The sequence below is a fragment of the Streptomyces endocoffeicus genome (assembly GCF_016741935.1).
GTDB classification, from domain to species: domain Bacteria; phylum Actinomycetota; class Actinomycetes; order Streptomycetales; family Streptomycetaceae; genus Streptomyces; species Streptomyces endocoffeicus.
In genome coordinates, this window is record NZ_JAERRG010000007.1 from 70613 (window position 1) to 86285 (window position 15673).

The following is a 15673-nucleotide window of genomic DNA, read 5'->3' on the forward strand; positions in this document are numbered from 1 at the left end:
TGTACACCGCCGTTTCGACGTGCGTCGACGGCGGTGGGAGAGCCGTCACCGATGAAACCTCACCCGCTGTCCTGTGCCCTCGACTCCGCGTCCGCTTCCCCCGCCCAGTTGCTCGCCGCCTCGGCGCGGTCGGCCGCCCATCCGTCCGCCCTGGTGGGCGACACGCCCGTGTTGTGGGTGGGTGAGCCGTTCACTCCCGCCGGACGCGGATTCTGGGCCAAGCTGGAAGGCCACAACCCGGGCGGTATCAAGGACCGCACTGCCCCGTACATGGTGGCCGCCGCCCGGGAACGCGAGGCGCTGCCGCCCGGTGCCCGGATCGTCGAGTCCACCTCCGGCACCCTCGGCCTCGGCCTGGCCCTGGCCGGCATCACCTACGGCCACCCCGTCTCGCTGGTCACCGACCCCGGGATGGAGGCCCAGGTCGCCGGGCTCCTACGGGCCTACGGGGTCGACGTCCACACGGTGACCACGCCGCATCCGGAGGGGGGCTGGCAACAGGCCCGCCGCGAAAGGGTCGCCGAACTGCTCGCCCGCCACCCGGACGCGTGGTGCCCCGACCAGTACCACAACCCGGACAACGTGGCCGCCTACCGGCCGCTCGCACACGAACTGGTCGCCCAGCTCGGCCGGATCGACACCCTCGTCGTCTCGGTCGGCACCGGCGGCCACTCCGCGGGCACCGGCCGCGTACTGCGCGCCTTCTTCCCCACGCTGCGGGTGGTCGGCGTGGACACCTGCGCCTCGACCATCTTCGGCCAGCCCGCCGGCACCCGGCTGATGCGTGGCCTGGGCTCGTCCATCTACCCGCGCAACGTCGCCTACGACATGTTCGACGAGGTCCACTGGGTCGCCGCCCCCGAGGCCGTATGGGCCGCCCGCACCCTGGCCCGCACCCGGTACGCCACCGGCGGGTGGAGCGTCGGCGCGGTCGCCCTGGTCGCCCGCTGGATCGCCCGCACGTCCCCCGCCGAGCAGCGCATCGCGGCCGTCTTCCCCGACGGCCCGCACCGTTACGTCTCGACCGTCTTCGACGACGACTACTGCCGCGCCCACCAACTCCTCGGCCACGAACCGCCCGACGACCCGGACGAGATCGCCGACCCCGCCCAGGCGGTGGTCACCCGCTGGACCCGCTGCCGCACCGTCACCCGCCCCCGCCCCCACCCCGGCAAGGGAGACCTGAGCCTGGCGGGAGCGGCCCGGTGAGGAGGATCCTGTCGCAGACCCGCTCATTCAGCCCGGCCGCGCGGCTGCTGATGGCGAACCAGTTCGCCATCAATCTGGCCTTCTACATGCTCATGCCCTACCTCGCCGCCCATCTCTCGGGAGGTCTGGGGCTGGCGGCATGGGCGGTCGGCCTGGTCCTCGGTGTGCGCAACCTGTCCCAGCAGGGCATGTTCCTCATCGGCGGCACCCTCGCCGACCGCCTCGGCTACAAGACCCCGATCCTGACCGGCTGCGTCCTGCGCACCGGAGGGTTCGCCCTGCTCGGCTGGGTCGACAGCCTCCCCGCCCTGATCGCGGCCTCAGCGGCGACCGGATTCGCCGGCGCCCTGTTCAACCCGGCCGTACGCGCCTATCTCGCCGCCGAAGCGGGCGAACGCCGGGTGGACGCGTTCGCCCTGTTCAACGTCTACTACCAGGCCGGCATGCTGCTCGGCCCACTGGTCGGACTCGCACTGCTGGCCGCCGACTTCCGCGCCGTGTGCACCACAGCCGCCGTCATCTTCGCGGCCCTGAGCGTGCTCCAGGCCCGCACCCTCCCCGCCCACCACGACACCGACGCCCACCCCCGGACAGCGGACGCTCACCGGACAGCGGACGCCCACCGGACAGCGGACGCCCACCGGACGGCAGGAGCTCACCGGACAGCGGCCGGGAACGCGGGCCCGCCAACCGTGTGGAAGCAGTGGCGGCGGGTCGTCTCCAACCAGCCGTTCCTGCTGTTCTCCGCGGCGATGACCGGCTCCTACGTGCTGACCTTCCAGGTCTACCTGGTGCTGCCGCTGGCCGCCGATGCCGCCCTCGGCGCGGACGGCACGAGAGCGACGAGCGGGCTGTTCGTCATCTCGGCCGCGGTGGCGGTGGCGGGGCAGCTGCGACTGACCGGCTGGGCCAAGCGGCGCTTCACTCCCCACCAGGCACTGGCCGCCGGGCTCGCCGCGATGGGCGCGGCGTTCGTGCCCCTGGCCCTCACCCCCGCCGGGTCCGCGATCGGGTCCCTGACGGCTCTCGCCGTATCCGTGGCCGTACTCGCCGCGGCCGGGGCAGTGGTCTACCCCTTCGAGATGGACACCGTCGTCGCACTGTCCGGGAACGAACTGGTCGCCACCCACTACGGCCTCTACAACACCGTCTCCGGCTTCGGCATCACCCTGGGCAACCTCGCCCTGGGCGCACTCTGGGACGCCGCCCACGCCGACGCCCCCTGGCTGGTGTGGGCCGCCCTCGCGGTGACCGGAGCCGCGTGCGCGACCGCGGTCACCGCACTCGCCCGGACCGGCCGCCTCCGCCCCCACCCCGTCCGGCCCGCTCCCGCCTGACCGCCCGTCCAGCGAGAGTCGATCACTTACCGGGATGTCCCGGACCTCACCCGCTCACCCCCGGCTGTGGGCCGGTGCCGGACACCTGGGGCCAGCGCTCGTACCACCGCTGGTCGGCCTCCAGCTGGGCGGCCAGCGAGATGAGTACGGGCTCGCTGTCGGCCGGGCCGAGGAACTGGGCGCCGAGCGGCAGTGTGCGGTGCTCGGGGTCGGCGAACCCGGCGGGCACGTTCATCGCGGGCCAGCCCAGCACGTTCCACGGCCAGGCGTACGGACACGACGCGATCATGGCCCGATCCGTACGCCACCCGGACAGACCGGCCATGGCCCCGATCCGCAGCGGCGGCGTGGCCGTCGTCGGGGAGAGGACCACGTCGAAGCGCTCGAAGATCGCCCCGACCTGGCGCCGCAGCGGCTCCTCGTACGACCGCGCCCACCGCAGCGCGGCGCCGCCCAGCAGGCGGCCGTTGCGGACGGCGCCGCGGGTGCGGATGTCCAGCAGCAGCGGATCGGGGACCCGGCCGGACCATTCGGTGAGCCCGGCCGTGGCGCGCGGCAGGAAGGAGAAGCCCACGAGCCCGTAGCGCGGCTCGGCCTCCACCACCTCGTGGCCGAGGGCCGCCAGCCGCTCGGCGAGCCGGACGACGGCGGCCCGCACCACCGGGTCCAGCCTCTTCGGCGTGCCGGTGAAGGCCGTCTTGAACGACAGGGCGATCCGCAGCCGCCCCGGGTCGCGGCCCACGGCGGACAGCACGTCCACCGGCTCGGGGCAGTGCAGATCCCCCTCGCGGTTGCCGGTCGCGGCATGCAGCAGGAGCGCCGCGTCGGCGACCGTACGGGCCAGCGGGCCGTTGCAGGTGATGCCGTTGAAGGCCTCGGCGTCCGGCCAGGTGGAGATCCGGCCGCGCTGCGGCTTGATGCCGATGAGATGCGTCCAGGCGGCGGGGATGCGGACCGAGCCCGCGCCGTCCGAGCCGAGCGCGGCGGGGACCAGCCCGGCGGCGACGGCGGCCGCGCCGCCGCCGGAGGAGCCGCCGGGGGTGTGCTCCGGGCTCCAGGGGTTGCGGGTGTCGCCGAAGGCGGGGCCCTCGGTGAACGGCCACTGGCCCAGCTCGGGGGTGTTGGTCTTGCCGACGATCACGGCCCCGGCCGCCTTCAGCCGCCGTACCGCCTCGCCGTCCTCGGCCTTGGCGGGGAAGTCGCCGCAACAGCCGAAGGCGGTGGGCTCGCCCGCCACGTCCGTGTCGTCCTTGACCGCGAGCGGGACACCGAGCAGCGGCAGCCGCTCCCCCGCCGCCAGCCGCCGGTCCGCCTCGGCGGCCTCGCGCAGGGCGGCCTCGGCGCGGATGCGGCGGAACGCGTTGAGCGTGGGCTGGGTCTCGGCGATGCGCTGGAGCGACTGCTCGACCAGCGCACGGGAGGTCACCTCGCCCCCGGCCAGGGCGCGGATCTGCTCGCCCAGACCCTTGGGAATGACGCTGGTCACCGTGGACCTCCTCGGGTGAGTTCGGCCACTCCCCCTTTACCCCAGGTGGCCGCTCTGCGCACCCTGGGCAACGGTGATGACCCTCTTCATCACATTCATCACGATCACATTCATCACGATCATCGCTGAGCACAGAGGACACCCGCATGACCGACATCGCGGCGCGCCGCACCGGCCTCCACGCCCGCACCGGAGGCCCCTCCGACGGCGAGGACCACCTGTTGGAGCAGCTGCTCGGCTGGTCGCTCGTCGTCGTCCTCGCCTTGCTCACCACGCAGCTGGGCCTGTTCTGAGTCACGCTCATCCGGTCCAGCGCACTGCACCGCACCGTATGCCATAGTGGACCGCATGACGTTCGACGCCCCAGCCTGGCTGGAATCCGCCACCATCGACCCCGCCGTACTCGCCCTGCGCCCCGACTACCGGGCGCTGCTCATCACCGCCGAGGGGCTGCGCCCCGGGCCCAGCGACGAGCTCAGCGAGCGGCTCCTGGCCGACGCCGAATCGGCGGCGCGGGAGCGGTTCGGGGACGGGCCGGTGGAGGAGCATCCGCATCTGGCCGCCTGGCGCGAGGCGTTCCGCGCCTTCGGCGCGAAGCCACAGCGCACCCGGCCCAGCGCGGAGGCCCTGCTGCGGCGGCTGTCCACCGGGCTGCCCCGGGTGGACCGGCTGACCGACATCTACAACGCGATCTCGGTCGGACATGTGATCCCGCTGGGCGGCGAGGACCTCGACCACTACGTGGGCGCGGCCCGGCTGGTGCGCGCCGAGGGCGACGAGACCTTCGAGACGACGGCCGGGGGCGAACCCGTGGTCGAGCACCCGGCGCCCGGCGAGGTGGTGTGGCGGGACGACGCGGGCGCCACCTGCCGCCGCTGGAACTGGCGCCAGTGCACCCGCACCCGCCTCACCCATGACACCACCCGGGCGATGTTCGTCCTGGACGCGCTGGGACCGATGGACGACATCGCGCTGAAGGCGGCCGGCGACCAGCTGATGGAGGCGCTGAGCGAGGCGAGTCCGGGGGTGCGGATCGCTTCGCGGCTGGTGGGTGGGGCGTAGCGCTGGGCGTAGCGCGCGGGGCGCCATCCTGGCCCGCTGGGGCGGCGCGGCCTGGGCTGCTGGGGCGGCGCGACTGCGGGGTGCCCGGCGGATCTTTCCCCTCCCCGCCCCTTCCCGTAACCAGGGGCTCCGCCCCTGGACCCCGGGTCGGCAAGCCGACCATCGCCACCGCGAACACCTGCACCAACTGGCCGAGCGCAGTCGGCACGCTAGTGCGGCCGATGAACGGAGCCTGGGGCGGAGCCCCGGTTTCGCTCCACCCCCGGACCCCGGGGCCGACCAGCCGACCGTCGCCGCCGCGAACGCGGGCGGCACGCCGACGCAGCGGACGTTCGCGCGCATCCGGGTCGTCCGGCCTGGGTCCGGGGCGGAGCCCCCACGCGGCGCAGCCGCATATCGTCAGGTGTCGGGGAGGGGCGGGGTGGGGGAGCAGCCCGCCGCAGGCGTCAGCGGGCTAGAACAGCGCCTGCTGGCCCGATGTCGGGGGTTCCTCCTCCCCGAACAGCTTTGGCGGAGTCGTGAGCAGCGGCGCGATCCGCCGCGAGCCGGGGCAGGAGATCAGCTCGTACGCGGAGCGCCGCCCCGGCGGGTCATGGCGGGCGAAGCGCCCGCCGACGACCGCGATCTCTCGGGTGCAGACCGGGCAGGTGCGGCGGGGTGACGACGACATGGGTCCAGTGTCACCCAGCCCGCCGACAACGGTCCCGCGCAACCGCTCGTACCGACGCCCCGACGCCCCGGCGCCCGCCGCCGAGCCGCCCACCGGCCCAGCCGTGGCGAACCGGCACCCCAGCAACCCGGCAACTCGGCAGCCCGGTAATCCGGCCACCCGGCCGCTCGCTCAGAACGCGTCCACCGGCTTGTACGCCCCCCACACCTCCCGCAGCGCGTCACAGACCTCGCCAACCGTGGCCCGCGCCGCGAGCGCGTCCTTCATCGGGTAGAGCACATTGGCCGTGCCCGGCTCGCTCTCGGCGGCCTTCCGCAGGGACGACAGCGCCGCCCCGACCGCCGACCGGTCGCGTTCCGCTCGCAGCCGGGCGAGCCGGTCGCGCTGCCGGGTCTCGATCTCCGGGTCCACCCGCAGCGGCTCGTACGGCGCCTCCTCCGCCAGCTGGAAGCGGTTGACTCCGACCACCACCCGTGTCCCCGCGTCCGTCTCCTGGGCGATCCGGTAGGCGTTCCGCTCGATCTCCTCCTTCTGGAAGTTCCGCTCGATGGCGGCCACCGCACCGCCCAGGTCCTCGACCCGCCGCATCAGGTCGACGGCGGCCTCCTCGACGGCGTCGGTCAGCGACTCGACGGCGTAGGAGCCCGCGAAGGGGTCCACGGTGGCCGTCACATCGGTCTCGTGCGCCAGCACCTGCTGGGTGCGCAGCGCCAGCCGGGCCGAGGTGTCGGTCGGGAGGGCGATGGCCTCGTCGAAGGCGTTGGTGTGCAGCGACTGGGTGCCGCCGAAGACGGCGGCCAGGCCCTGGACGGCCACCCGCACCAGGTTCACCTCGGGCTGCTGGGCGGTGAGTTGGACGCCCGCGGTCTGCGTGTGGAAGCGCAGCATCTGGGACTTCGGATCGCAGGCGCCGAACTCCTCCCGCATCACCCGCGCCCAGATCCGCCGTGCGGCCCGGAACTTGGCGACCTCCTCCAGCAGCGTGGTGCGGGAGACGAAGAAGAAGGAGAGGCGGGGGGCGAAGTCGTCGATGTCCATCCCCGCGGCGACGGCCGTACGGACGTACTCGATGCCGTCGGCGAGGGTGAAGGCGATCTCCTGCGCGGGCGAGGCCCCGGCCTCCGCCATGTGGTAGCCGGAGATCGAGATGGTGTTCCACTTGGGCAGCTCGGCCTTGCAGTACTTGAAGATGTCCGCGACCAGCCGCAGGGAGGGGGCGGGCGGAAAGATATAGGTGCCGCGGGCGATGTACTCCTTGAGGATGTCGTTCTGGACGGTGCCGGTCAGCCGGGCCCCGGACACGCCCTGCTCCTCGGCCACGAGTTGGTAGAGGAGGAGCAGCAGGGCCGCGGGCGCGTTGATGGTCATGGAGGTCGAGACCCGGTCCAGCGGAATGCCGCCCAGCAGCACCCGCATGTCCTCGACCGAGTCGATGGCCACGCCCACCCTGCCGACCTCGCCGTGCGCGAGGGGCGCGTCGGAGTCGTAGCCCATCTGGGTCGGCAGGTCGAAGGCCACCGACAGCCCGGTGGTGCCATGCTCGATCAACTGCCGGTAGCGGGCGTTGGACTCGGCGGCGGTGCCGAACCCCGCGTACTGCCGCATCGTCCAGGGACGGCCGGTGTACATCGTCGGATGGACCCCGCGCGTGAAGGGGTACTCCCCCGGCTCGCCCAGCCGCCCGGCCGGGTCCCAGCCGCTGAGCGCGCCGGGCCCGTACACCGGCTCGACGGGGAATCCCGACTCCGACTCGCGCGCCATGGGTCACGCCTCCTGATGGCTGATACCGGGTGTTCGCCCGGTACGGGGCCCTGTTCACAGCATGCGTCGATGTTCGCCCCACGGCAGCCCCGGGAAGCATTCAGAGCAAAAAGATCAGGGGAGGGGTTTCGGATGCACCGGACAGCGGTGGTCGGCACCGCGCTGGCCACGGCCACGGCGGCGGCACTGGTCGCCGGGTGCCGGCCGGGAGAGGCGACCGTGAACGGCCAGGGGCAGGAACGGCCCCAGGCCCGGACGAGTACGAGCGCGCCCGCGCGCGAGACGCCGCCCCGGCCGCGGCGCACGTACACCCACAAGGCCAAGCCCAAGCGGGTGGCGGCGCCCCCGCCGCGCACCACGGCCCCCGCCGTGCCGCGGCGCACCGCGCCGAGGGTGGCCCCGCCGGTGATCCCCTTCGGCAGCAGCGGGGACCGGGTGCGCGAGCTCCAGGCCCGGCTGCGCGCGCTCGGCCTCTTCCACCGGAACCCGACCGGGTACTTCGGCACGATCACGCAGGCGTCGGTCAGCGCGTACCAGCGGGGCCACGGCCTCACGGCCACCGGCTCGGTGAGCCGGCGCACCTGGACCTCACTGCGCTCGGCGACGAAGCCGCCCACCCGCGACGAGCTCTACCCGCCGACCACCCTTCCGCTGGCCAAGCCGGACCCCCGGTGCCTGACCGGCCGGGTGCTGTGCATCAGCAAGACCAGCCGCACCCTGGCCTGGATGGTGGGCGGCCGGGTGGTGTCGGCGATGGATGTGCGCTTCGGCTCGGAGTACACCCCGACCCGGGAGGGGCTGTTCCAGGTCAACTTCAAGAGCCGGGACCACGTCTCGACGATCTATCACACGCCGATGCCCTACGCGATGTTCTTCAGCGGCGGCCAGGCGGTGCACTACTCCTCGGACTTCGCCGCCCGCGGCTACAGCGGCGCCTCACACGGCTGTGTCAACGTCCGGGACAAGAAGAAGATCGCCGCGCTCTTCGGGAAGGTGAAGGCCGGCGACAAGGTCGTTGTCTACAAGTAGGACCGCGACCATCAATTGAGGAACCCCGACGGCGAGGACCCGGTCCGCGAGAGCGGCGCCGGTTCAGGCGCAAAAAGAGGGCGGCGCGGGCAGAGCCGGGGGAACGTGCTCTGCCCGCGCCGAATGCGCGGAGCCGTCGGTACGGGGGGAACCTCGGCTCCCGCGCGGCCGATGACCAGTCGGCCCGTTTCTTTCAGCGTCACCGCTGAAAAAAACGTCACACCTGGGTGCCGGAGTCTCAGCCGGCACCCGTTTCCGCGGTGGTCGTGGGGTCGTCCGAGGCGGGCGACTCCGTGGACTTCAGGGGATCAGCCGCGGTCGTGGGGTTGGTGGCGTCGGTCGGCGTGGTGGTGTCCGGCGGAGGGGGCGGCGGGGCTGTGTCGCCGTCCCCGCCACCTTTTCCCGGATCGCCGCCGGAGTCGCCACCGCTGTCCGAACCGGCACTGTCACCGGAGCCGGAACCGGAACCGGACCCGGAGCCGCCGTTGCCGTTGGAGCCGCTGCCGCCGCCGTTGCCGCTGTCCGTGCCGCCGCTGTCACCGCCGCTGCCGGTGCTCTCATCGCTGCGCGGGGTGTTGCCCGTACCGTCGTCGGCGAGGACCTGCGTGCAGTAGCCGTGGATCGCGGACGCGCCGCCCGCCGCCTTCGTCAGCTTCTTCAGCGACTTCTTGTCGAGTTCCGCGCCCACACCCGTTTCCGAGTCCAGATACCGGGGGCAGACGCTCAGGGCCCAGTGCGGCACGCCGGGCTGCCCCTGGGAGGAACCGTTCGACTTGCCGTTCTTGCCCTTGCCGTCGCCCTCCGGGTCGGAGGGAACCGTTCCGCCCTGAGCGCCGTTCGACCCCACATCGCTGGCATCGTTGTCGCCCGAACCGCTGGGATCAGGCGACGTCGTACCGCCGTCCTGGGAGATCTCCGGATGGGCGGAGTCCCCGCCGGAACCGCCGTTCGACATGCTCACCGAGGGGCCCGGCGTGTGGTCGCTCTGCCCGAACGGTGTCGGCAGTACCCCCGCGGCTGCCGCCACCGCGAATCCGCTGAGCGCACATCCGGCCACGACCGCGACCATGCCCGCGCGCAGCGGGCGCCGCAGCCGCGGCTGTCTCTCTCTGAACCGCCGGATCCGGTGCGGCCGCCGGGTCATGTCCATTTCGGCCACCCCGGCCACGGACCCCGCCTCGGCGTCGGCGGCGACCTCGACCCGGGCCGCCCGGAAGGCGGCCACGGCCGCCTCCTCACCGGGAAACGCGGACGCGTCGGAGGGGGCCGCCGTACGGCCCGCCCCGGCGGCGGCGCTGAGCACGGCCGCCAACCGTTCCGCATCGGCATATGACTGGTCGCCCCGGCCGTCGGGAGCTGCAGGCTGCTCCTCGACCGGTTCGCCGCGAAGCAACCGCTCCGCGGCACTGTCATCCAGCCAGCTGTAGCGGTGGTCTTCGGCCATCACATGTCCTTCTGCGTTGGCGCGCGTGAATCCGTCACACCAGCAGACTTCGCCACACCCGGCTTGGTTGCACCGCCGCCGTGTGACTCGCGTTGCCCTGGGACCGCGTCGAGCACCGAATCGCCCCCGGCCGCGGGGCCGATCAGATCGGCGAGCCGCCGCAGCCCCCGGTGGGCGGCGGTGCGCACCGCCCCGGGCCGCTTGCCCAGCACCGCGGCCGCGCTCTTGGCGTCGAGGCCGAGGACCACCCGGAGCACCACCGCCTCGGCCTGGTCCTGCGGCAGCTGGGAGATCAGCCCGAGCGCCTTGCCGGTGCCGATGGCCTCCATCGCCTCACCGGCCGTGTCCGCGTCGGACGGCCGGAACTCCAGCTCCGACTCATCGCCGCCGATGGCCGGGCGGCGGCCGCGCATCCGTATGTGGTCCAGCGCGCGATTGCGGGCTATCCGGGCCGCCCAGCCCCGGAAACGATCCGCGTCACCGCTAAACCGCTGCAGGTCACGGGCGATCTGCAGCCACGCTTCCGAGGTGATGTCCTCCGCGTCGCCATCACCGACCAGCGTGCGCACGTAGCCGAGGAGGCGAGGGTGCACGGACCGGTAGACGGTCCGGAAGGCGGTCTCGTCCCCTTCCTGCGCCGCGAGCACCGCGGCGGTCAGTTCCGCGTCGTCGCCCTGCACGCTCTCTTCCTGCCCCACTCGGAGAATCCGTGGTCCAGTCGATTCCGGCGTAACCCGCGGGCTAGCCCTGCCCGTAGGGCGGGTACTGCTGACCGGGCTGGCCGGGCGGCGGGGTCGGCGGCATCTGGGGGGCACCATACGGCGCGGAGCCGGGGGCCGGGGAGCCGTACGGGTTCGGCGACGGCATTCCGTACGGTGCCGGACCGGCCATCTGCGGGGGCAGCGAGGCCCGCTGCTCCTGCATCGCGGTGATCTGCCGGACCAGCAGCAGCGCCAGGACCGCCGCGGCCATGAAGATCACGATGGCGAACATGTCGAAGGCCAGGATGGAGTGCAGGCTCTCGATGTCGCTCTTCGCCTCCGAGGGAGTAGGGGAGTAGTCGTCGGCCTCCACCTTGCCCCGCAGCAGGTTGTACCGGACCCCGCCGACGGCGTTGGTGACCAGCGCCACGATCCAGGTGACCCACCAGCCGCCCAGCAGCCCGCGGCTGACGGCGTGCGGCCCCTGCGGGGAGCTGGCGCGCCAGATGTCGTTGGCGATCTGCTTGGGGAACCAGAGGTTGACCACCGGGGTGAACCACGAACCGGCCGCCCAGCCGCTGCTGAAGCGGTGCTGGCCGGGGGCGAAGACCTCGGCGTTCAGCCGCAGCCGCCGGAACCAGATCGCCCAGACCACGGCGATCGCGACGGTGAGCAGCGAGTAGATGACCTGGGCCGTGGTGAACATGTCGTCGGCGTCGTTCAGGTCGTCCTCGGTGATGGAGACCGACTTGCCCTCGACCGCGTCCAGCATGTCCCCGATCACGCTGTACTGGCCGGATCGCGCCACCAGGAGGAAGATGAGCGCGGGCAGCGCCAGCCCGAACAGCACGAGGAGCGTGGTGGAAAGCCCGCGCCGCAGATCGACCCCGCCGGTCGGCATGCCCATCGGCGGGGCGGCCGGGTAGCCGTAGCCGCCGGGCATCGGCGGCGCCTGCGGCGGGACGGACGGCTGCTGCGGCGGGACGTACGGCTGCTGCGGGGGGCCGGACGGCTGCTGCTGGAGCTGCTGCTGGTAGGTCCCGCATGCGGCACAGCGCCCGTCGGGGCCGACGGCGACAGCGCGGCAGTTCCCACACGGATACATGGTCTTTTGAGTCCCCCTGGGAACGTGACCGCTCCGGGCCACGCGAGAAAATAAGCCTCTGACCGCGCCCAGAGCGCGGACCTGCACGTTACGGGCATCCGACCGGTCCCGTCCAGAGCGGAACGAGCCCCGGACAACGGGGTGAAGTCCCCGGTTTCGTGCAAGGGGAGGTGTGACGTAATCGAGGCGTGCGACGCTGTAAGGGGTACGAGCCTGATCCAGGCTCTCCTGATCGACGGTCGGGGCCTCTCCTGTGGGGGGTGGCGGCCCCGACCGTCCTTCTTTTCTCCCTCTCGGAACGCTCCCGGGAACGCGTGCTCAGGCCCGGTGGCCGCCGCGCTCAGACCCCCAGCCGCTCCGCGAGCCGGGTGAAGCCGGACCAGCTCAGCGGCGGCTTCCCGGGGTCCCACACCCGCTGCGCCAGCGCCGCGAGCGGCAGCCGGATGCCCTGGGCCACCTGGGCGGGGGTCTGGGCCTCGGGGCGGTCGCCCCAGATCGCGAAGCGGGCGCCGAGGATCCGGTCGGGTCCGGTCAGGCTCTTGTCGGCGACGGGCGTGGAGCCGCGCAGTACCGCCGGGGACCAGTCCTCGTAGATGCCTTCCCCGGTCGGATAGGTGAAGCCGCCGGGCTGGCCGAGTACGTAGTAGAGGAAGGAGTCGTTGAGGTTGACCACCTTGCGGCCCTCCTTCAGATACTCCTGCGGCTGCCGTGCCGTCTCCTTCAGCCGTCCCGTCCAGTACTCGACCTCGATGTACTTCGCGGGCTGGACCACGCCGCCCGCGAAGAAGCCGTCGTTCCACGCCTTGGGCTGCTTGCCGAGCTGCCGCGCGAGCCGGGCCCGGTCGTTCAGCCAGCCGGTGACCAGATCCTGCACCCGGGCGCTGGGCCCGTACTTCCGCTTGGCGGCGGCCGCCAGCTTGGGGAACGACGCCTGGGGGTCCTTGACGGTCAGCGCGAGGTACTCATCGGCGCCCAGGTGCCACCAGCGGCCGGGGAAGAGCGGGGCGTACTCGCGCATCAGGTCATCGACGATGCGGGCCGCGGCCGGATTGGAGATGTCCACCGAGCCCTGGAAGGTGGTGCCGCCCGCGTTGCGCAGCTGGAGCTGCGGATGGGCCCGGATGACGGCGCCGAGGTGGCCCGGCGAGTCGATCTCGGGGATGACGGTGATGTGCAGCCGCTGCCCGAGCGCGACGATCTGCCGGACCTGGTCCTTGGTGAGGTGCGGGGACGAGACGATCTCGGGGTGGCTGGTGCTCTGGATGCGGAAGCCCTGATCGTCCGAGAAGTGCAGGGCCAGCTGATTGAGCTTGAGATCGGCCATCTCGCGCATCCGGGCCTCGATCCATCCGACCGGGTAGAACTTGCGCGCGATGTCCAGGTTGAGGCCGCGCTGGGCACGGCCGGGCCGGTCGTGGATCACGCCCTCGGGGAGCCGGCCGCCGGAGCGCAGGGCCTGTTTCACGGTGCGGGTGCCGTAGAAGACGCCCGCGTCGGCGGGGCCGGTGATCCGGGCGCGGCCGCCCGCGACCTTCAGGGTGTACGCCTCGGCGCCGCCGCTCTGTTCCGGGGCGAGGGCGAGGGAGAGGTCACCGCGGCGGGCGGGGCCGGAGGTGGTGCGCAGCCCCAGCTCCGCGGCGATCATGCGGGCCTCGTCGGCGAGCGGGCCCTTGAGGTCGGCCACCACCCGGCTGGTGTCGCCGGGCCGCCAGCCGGGGCCCGAGGCCGGGGTGAAGTCGCGGACGGAGGGGATGGTGCGGGGCGGCGCGGAGGTCGCCGTGGCGTGCGGCGGGACGGCCGAGGGGGACCGTGCCGAGGTGGCGGTCGTGGCGTGTGGGGAGGACCGCGCGGGCGAGGAGCGGGTGCCCGACGGGTGCTGCCCGCCTTCCGTCTGCTGACAGCCGAGGGTTGTCAGGACGAGCGCGCCGACGGCCCCCGCGACGACACCACGGACACAGGACGCCTTGGTGGCACGGACGCAGGACGCCTTGGTGGCTCTGAGCGGCAATCCCATGGCGGTGTACCTCCTCCTCGGACCCTCCCCGCTTCACGCGTTCGGCCGCTTGTGGCCGAAAAAAGCCCTGCGCCCCGAATGCCGTCCACCGCATGCGGTAAAACCTCCCCGTTCGGGTGATATCGCGTTCCCTCCGACGCACCCGCCTCCCCGCGTCGTTAGCGTGTACTGCTCACGCGCCCAGCCCATGTGTCCCACGCCTCCCCCGGGTCCGTCTCCCCCGGGCGTCCGTTCCCATGCGCGCCTCATGCGTGTGCGCGCCTCATGCGTGTCCGAGGAGTCCACGCTGTCCAGGTCCAGGTCCCGCGCCGCCGCCCCCCGCCTCGACCGGCTCAACACCGCCCCCGCCGACGCGGCCGAGGCCGCGCTCCTCTCCTGTTGCGGCAGCCGCCGCTGGGCCCGGCTGATCGCGGCCCACCGCCCGTACCCGGATCTGGAGGCGCTGCTGGCCGCCGGGGACGAGGCCAGCTATGACCTCACCCCCGCCGATCTGGACGAGGCGCTCGCGGACGAGTCGGTCGTCGGCCATGAGCTGCCGCCCGCCGACGGCCTGGGGTCGCCGGCCGCGCACACCGCGCTCCGGGCCGCCCACGACGCGTACGAGCGTCGGTTCGGTCACGTTTTCGTCATCTGTCTGGATGGTCTGCGGCCCGAGGAGCGGCTGGACCGGCTGCTGACCGGGATCCGGGACCGGCTGGGCAACGAGTGGGAGCGGGAGCGCGACAACACCGCCGAGGAGCTGCGGCGCATCGCCCGGGGCAGACTGGCCCGGCTGACCGGGAATCGGTCCCGTTCGCCGGAAGTGCCCGGTTTCCGGATCGCATGATCGCCCGTCCGTGCTTGATCGATCACACTTGAGCCCCCCGGAGGGTTCCTCCGACAACACGTCGGTACGATGGCCAGGGCCGGTGGACCGTACCCGGCCGGGCCCGACCGACCGTGAAGCCGGCAGGCCCCAATCCCGCTTCCGGAGGGTTTTTCCGTGCCGGCTGGAACGCTGTATCGCGGCCGGGAAGGTATGTGGTCCTGGGTGGCTCATCGAGTCACCGGCGTCCTCATCTTCTTCTTCCTGTTCGTACATGTGCTGGACACCTCGCTGGTCCGCGTCTCGCCCGAGGCGTACGACAACGTGGTCGCCACGTACAAGAATCCCGTCGTGAACCTGATGGAGTACGGCCTGGTGGCCGCCATCCTGTTTCACGCTCTCAACGGCCTTCGCGTCATCGCCGTCGACTTCTGGTCCAAGGGCGCGAGGTACCAGCGTCAGATGCTCTGGGGCGTCGTCGGTATCTGGGTCGTGCTGATGGCCGGTGCCTTCTACCCGATCCTCCAGCACACGCTGCGCGAACTGTTCGGGAGCTGACGCACATGTCCGCCGAGACCACCACCCCCGCGAGCGACGCGGTCAGCGCGTACGACGTGGATCATCCGGCTCCGGTCATCGAGCCGCCGCGGGCCCGCACCCGTAAGACGCCCAGGGCGACCCGGACGAACTTCGAGATGTACGGCTGGCTCTTCATGCGCCTGTCCGGCGTCCTGCTGGTCGTCCTGGTCCTGGGCCATCTGCTGATCCAGCTGGTGCTGGACGGCGGTGTCACCAAGATCGGCTTCGCCTTCGTGGCCGGCCGCTGGGCCTCGCCGTTCTGGCAGGCATGGGATCTGATCATGCTCTGGCTCGCCACGCTGCACGGCGCGAACGGCCTGCGCACGATCATCAACGACTACGCGGAGCGGGACAACACCCGCCTGTGGCTGAAGGCGCTGCTCTACACGGCGGCGGGATTCACCATCGTGCTCGGCACTCTGGTGATCTTCACCTTCGACCCGAACATCCGCTAGGCCCCGGGGCTGAGGT

15 protein-coding genes are annotated in these 15673 nt (G+C 72.4%); 8 read left to right on the forward strand and 7 right to left on the reverse strand.

Annotated features, from left to right (window positions below; genetic code table 11):
• The first annotated feature begins 51 nt into the window (after positions 1-51).
• Positions 52-1209 carry a PLP-dependent cysteine synthase family protein gene (locus JK364_RS18980; protein ID WP_201852311.1) on the forward strand — a complete coding sequence of 386 codons (1158 nt, stop codon included), beginning with the start codon at positions 52-54 and terminating at the stop codon, positions 1207-1209.
• Complete coding sequence (locus tag JK364_RS18985; protein ID WP_201852312.1) at positions 1206-2546, forward strand: MFS transporter; 1341 nt, start codon at positions 1206-1208, stop codon at positions 2544-2546. Before JK364_RS18980 ends, JK364_RS18985 begins: the two co-directional genes overlap by 4 nt.
• 46 nt (positions 2547-2592) lie before the next feature.
• Here the strand turns inward: JK364_RS18985 and JK364_RS18990 are convergent, their stop codons facing one another.
• Positions 2593-4032 carry an amidase gene (locus JK364_RS18990; protein ID WP_201852313.1) on the reverse strand — a complete coding sequence of 480 codons (1440 nt, stop codon included), beginning with the start codon at positions 4030-4032 and terminating at the stop codon, positions 2593-2595.
• Positions 4033-4178: 146 nt separating this feature from the next.
• Here JK364_RS18990 and JK364_RS18995 point away from each other — a divergent pair, with 146 nt between their 5' ends.
• Positions 4179-4325, forward strand: a complete 147-nt coding sequence (locus JK364_RS18995; RefSeq protein ID WP_201852314.1) for an SCO1431 family membrane protein — start codon at positions 4179-4181, stop codon at positions 4323-4325.
• Positions 4326-4380: 55 nt separating this feature from the next.
• Entirely contained in the window at positions 4381-5094 is a 714-nt protein-coding gene (locus JK364_RS19000; protein ID WP_201852315.1) for a B3/B4 domain-containing protein, read from the forward strand.
• A gap of 454 nt (positions 5095-5548) precedes the next feature.
• On the opposite strand, the gene JK364_RS19005 is transcribed toward JK364_RS19000, so the two are convergent.
• Positions 5549-5764 (reverse strand): hypothetical protein, encoded by a 216-nt coding sequence (locus tag JK364_RS19005; protein WP_020870653.1) that lies wholly within the window; start codon positions 5762-5764, stop codon positions 5549-5551.
• Positions 5765-5935: 171 nt separating this feature from the next.
• Positions 5936-7525 carry an acyl-CoA mutase large subunit family protein gene (locus JK364_RS19010; RefSeq protein ID WP_201852316.1) on the reverse strand — a complete coding sequence of 530 codons (1590 nt, stop codon included), beginning with the start codon at positions 7523-7525 and terminating at the stop codon, positions 5936-5938.
• 132 nt (positions 7526-7657) lie between these two features.
• Here JK364_RS19010 and JK364_RS19015 point away from each other — a divergent pair, with 132 nt between their 5' ends.
• Positions 7658-8554, forward strand: a complete 897-nt coding sequence (locus JK364_RS19015; protein WP_230992177.1) for a L,D-transpeptidase family protein — start codon at positions 7658-7660, stop codon at positions 8552-8554.
• Positions 8555-8792: 238 nt separating this feature from the next.
• Here JK364_RS19015 and JK364_RS19020 read toward each other — a convergent pair whose 3' ends face one another.
• The 4 genes from JK364_RS19020 to JK364_RS19035 all read right to left on the reverse strand — a co-directional run bounded on the left by JK364_RS19020 (position 8793) and on the right by JK364_RS19035 (position 13818).
• Positions 8793-9998 carry a hypothetical protein gene (locus tag JK364_RS19020; RefSeq protein ID WP_201852317.1) on the reverse strand — a complete coding sequence of 402 codons (1206 nt, stop codon included), beginning with the start codon at positions 9996-9998 and terminating at the stop codon, positions 8793-8795.
• Positions 9998-10678, reverse strand: coding sequence for an RNA polymerase sigma factor (locus JK364_RS19025; RefSeq protein ID WP_201852570.1), 681 nt, complete (start codon positions 10676-10678; stop codon positions 9998-10000). Before JK364_RS19025 ends, JK364_RS19020 begins: the two co-directional genes overlap by 1 nt.
• A 61-nt stretch (positions 10679-10739) precedes the next feature.
• Positions 10740-11804: a DUF4328 domain-containing protein gene (locus JK364_RS19030; RefSeq protein WP_201852318.1), complete on the reverse strand. Its 1065-nt coding sequence runs from the start codon at positions 11802-11804 to the stop codon at positions 10740-10742.
• A 340-nt stretch (positions 11805-12144) separates the two neighbouring features.
• Positions 12145-13818 (reverse strand): beta-N-acetylhexosaminidase, encoded by a 1674-nt coding sequence (locus tag JK364_RS19035; protein WP_201852319.1) that lies wholly within the window; start codon positions 13816-13818, stop codon positions 12145-12147.
• 247 nt (positions 13819-14065) lie between these two features.
• On the opposite strand from JK364_RS19035, the gene JK364_RS19040 reads away from it, so the two are divergent.
• From JK364_RS19040 to JK364_RS19050, 3 genes are all read left to right on the forward strand, one after another.
• Entirely contained in the window at positions 14066-14644 is a 579-nt protein-coding gene (locus tag JK364_RS19040; protein ID WP_230992178.1) for a 2-oxo-4-hydroxy-4-carboxy-5-ureidoimidazoline decarboxylase, read from the forward strand.
• Between the two features lie 156 nt (positions 14645-14800).
• Positions 14801-15181 (forward strand): succinate dehydrogenase, cytochrome b556 subunit, encoded by a 381-nt coding sequence (gene sdhC / locus JK364_RS19045; protein WP_014061379.1) that lies wholly within the window; start codon positions 14801-14803, stop codon positions 15179-15181.
• A 5-nt stretch (positions 15182-15186) separates the two neighbouring features.
• Positions 15187-15657 (forward strand): succinate dehydrogenase hydrophobic membrane anchor subunit, encoded by a 471-nt coding sequence (locus tag JK364_RS19050; protein WP_037953443.1) that lies wholly within the window; start codon positions 15187-15189, stop codon positions 15655-15657.
• The last annotated feature ends 16 nt before the right edge of the window (positions 15658-15673 follow it).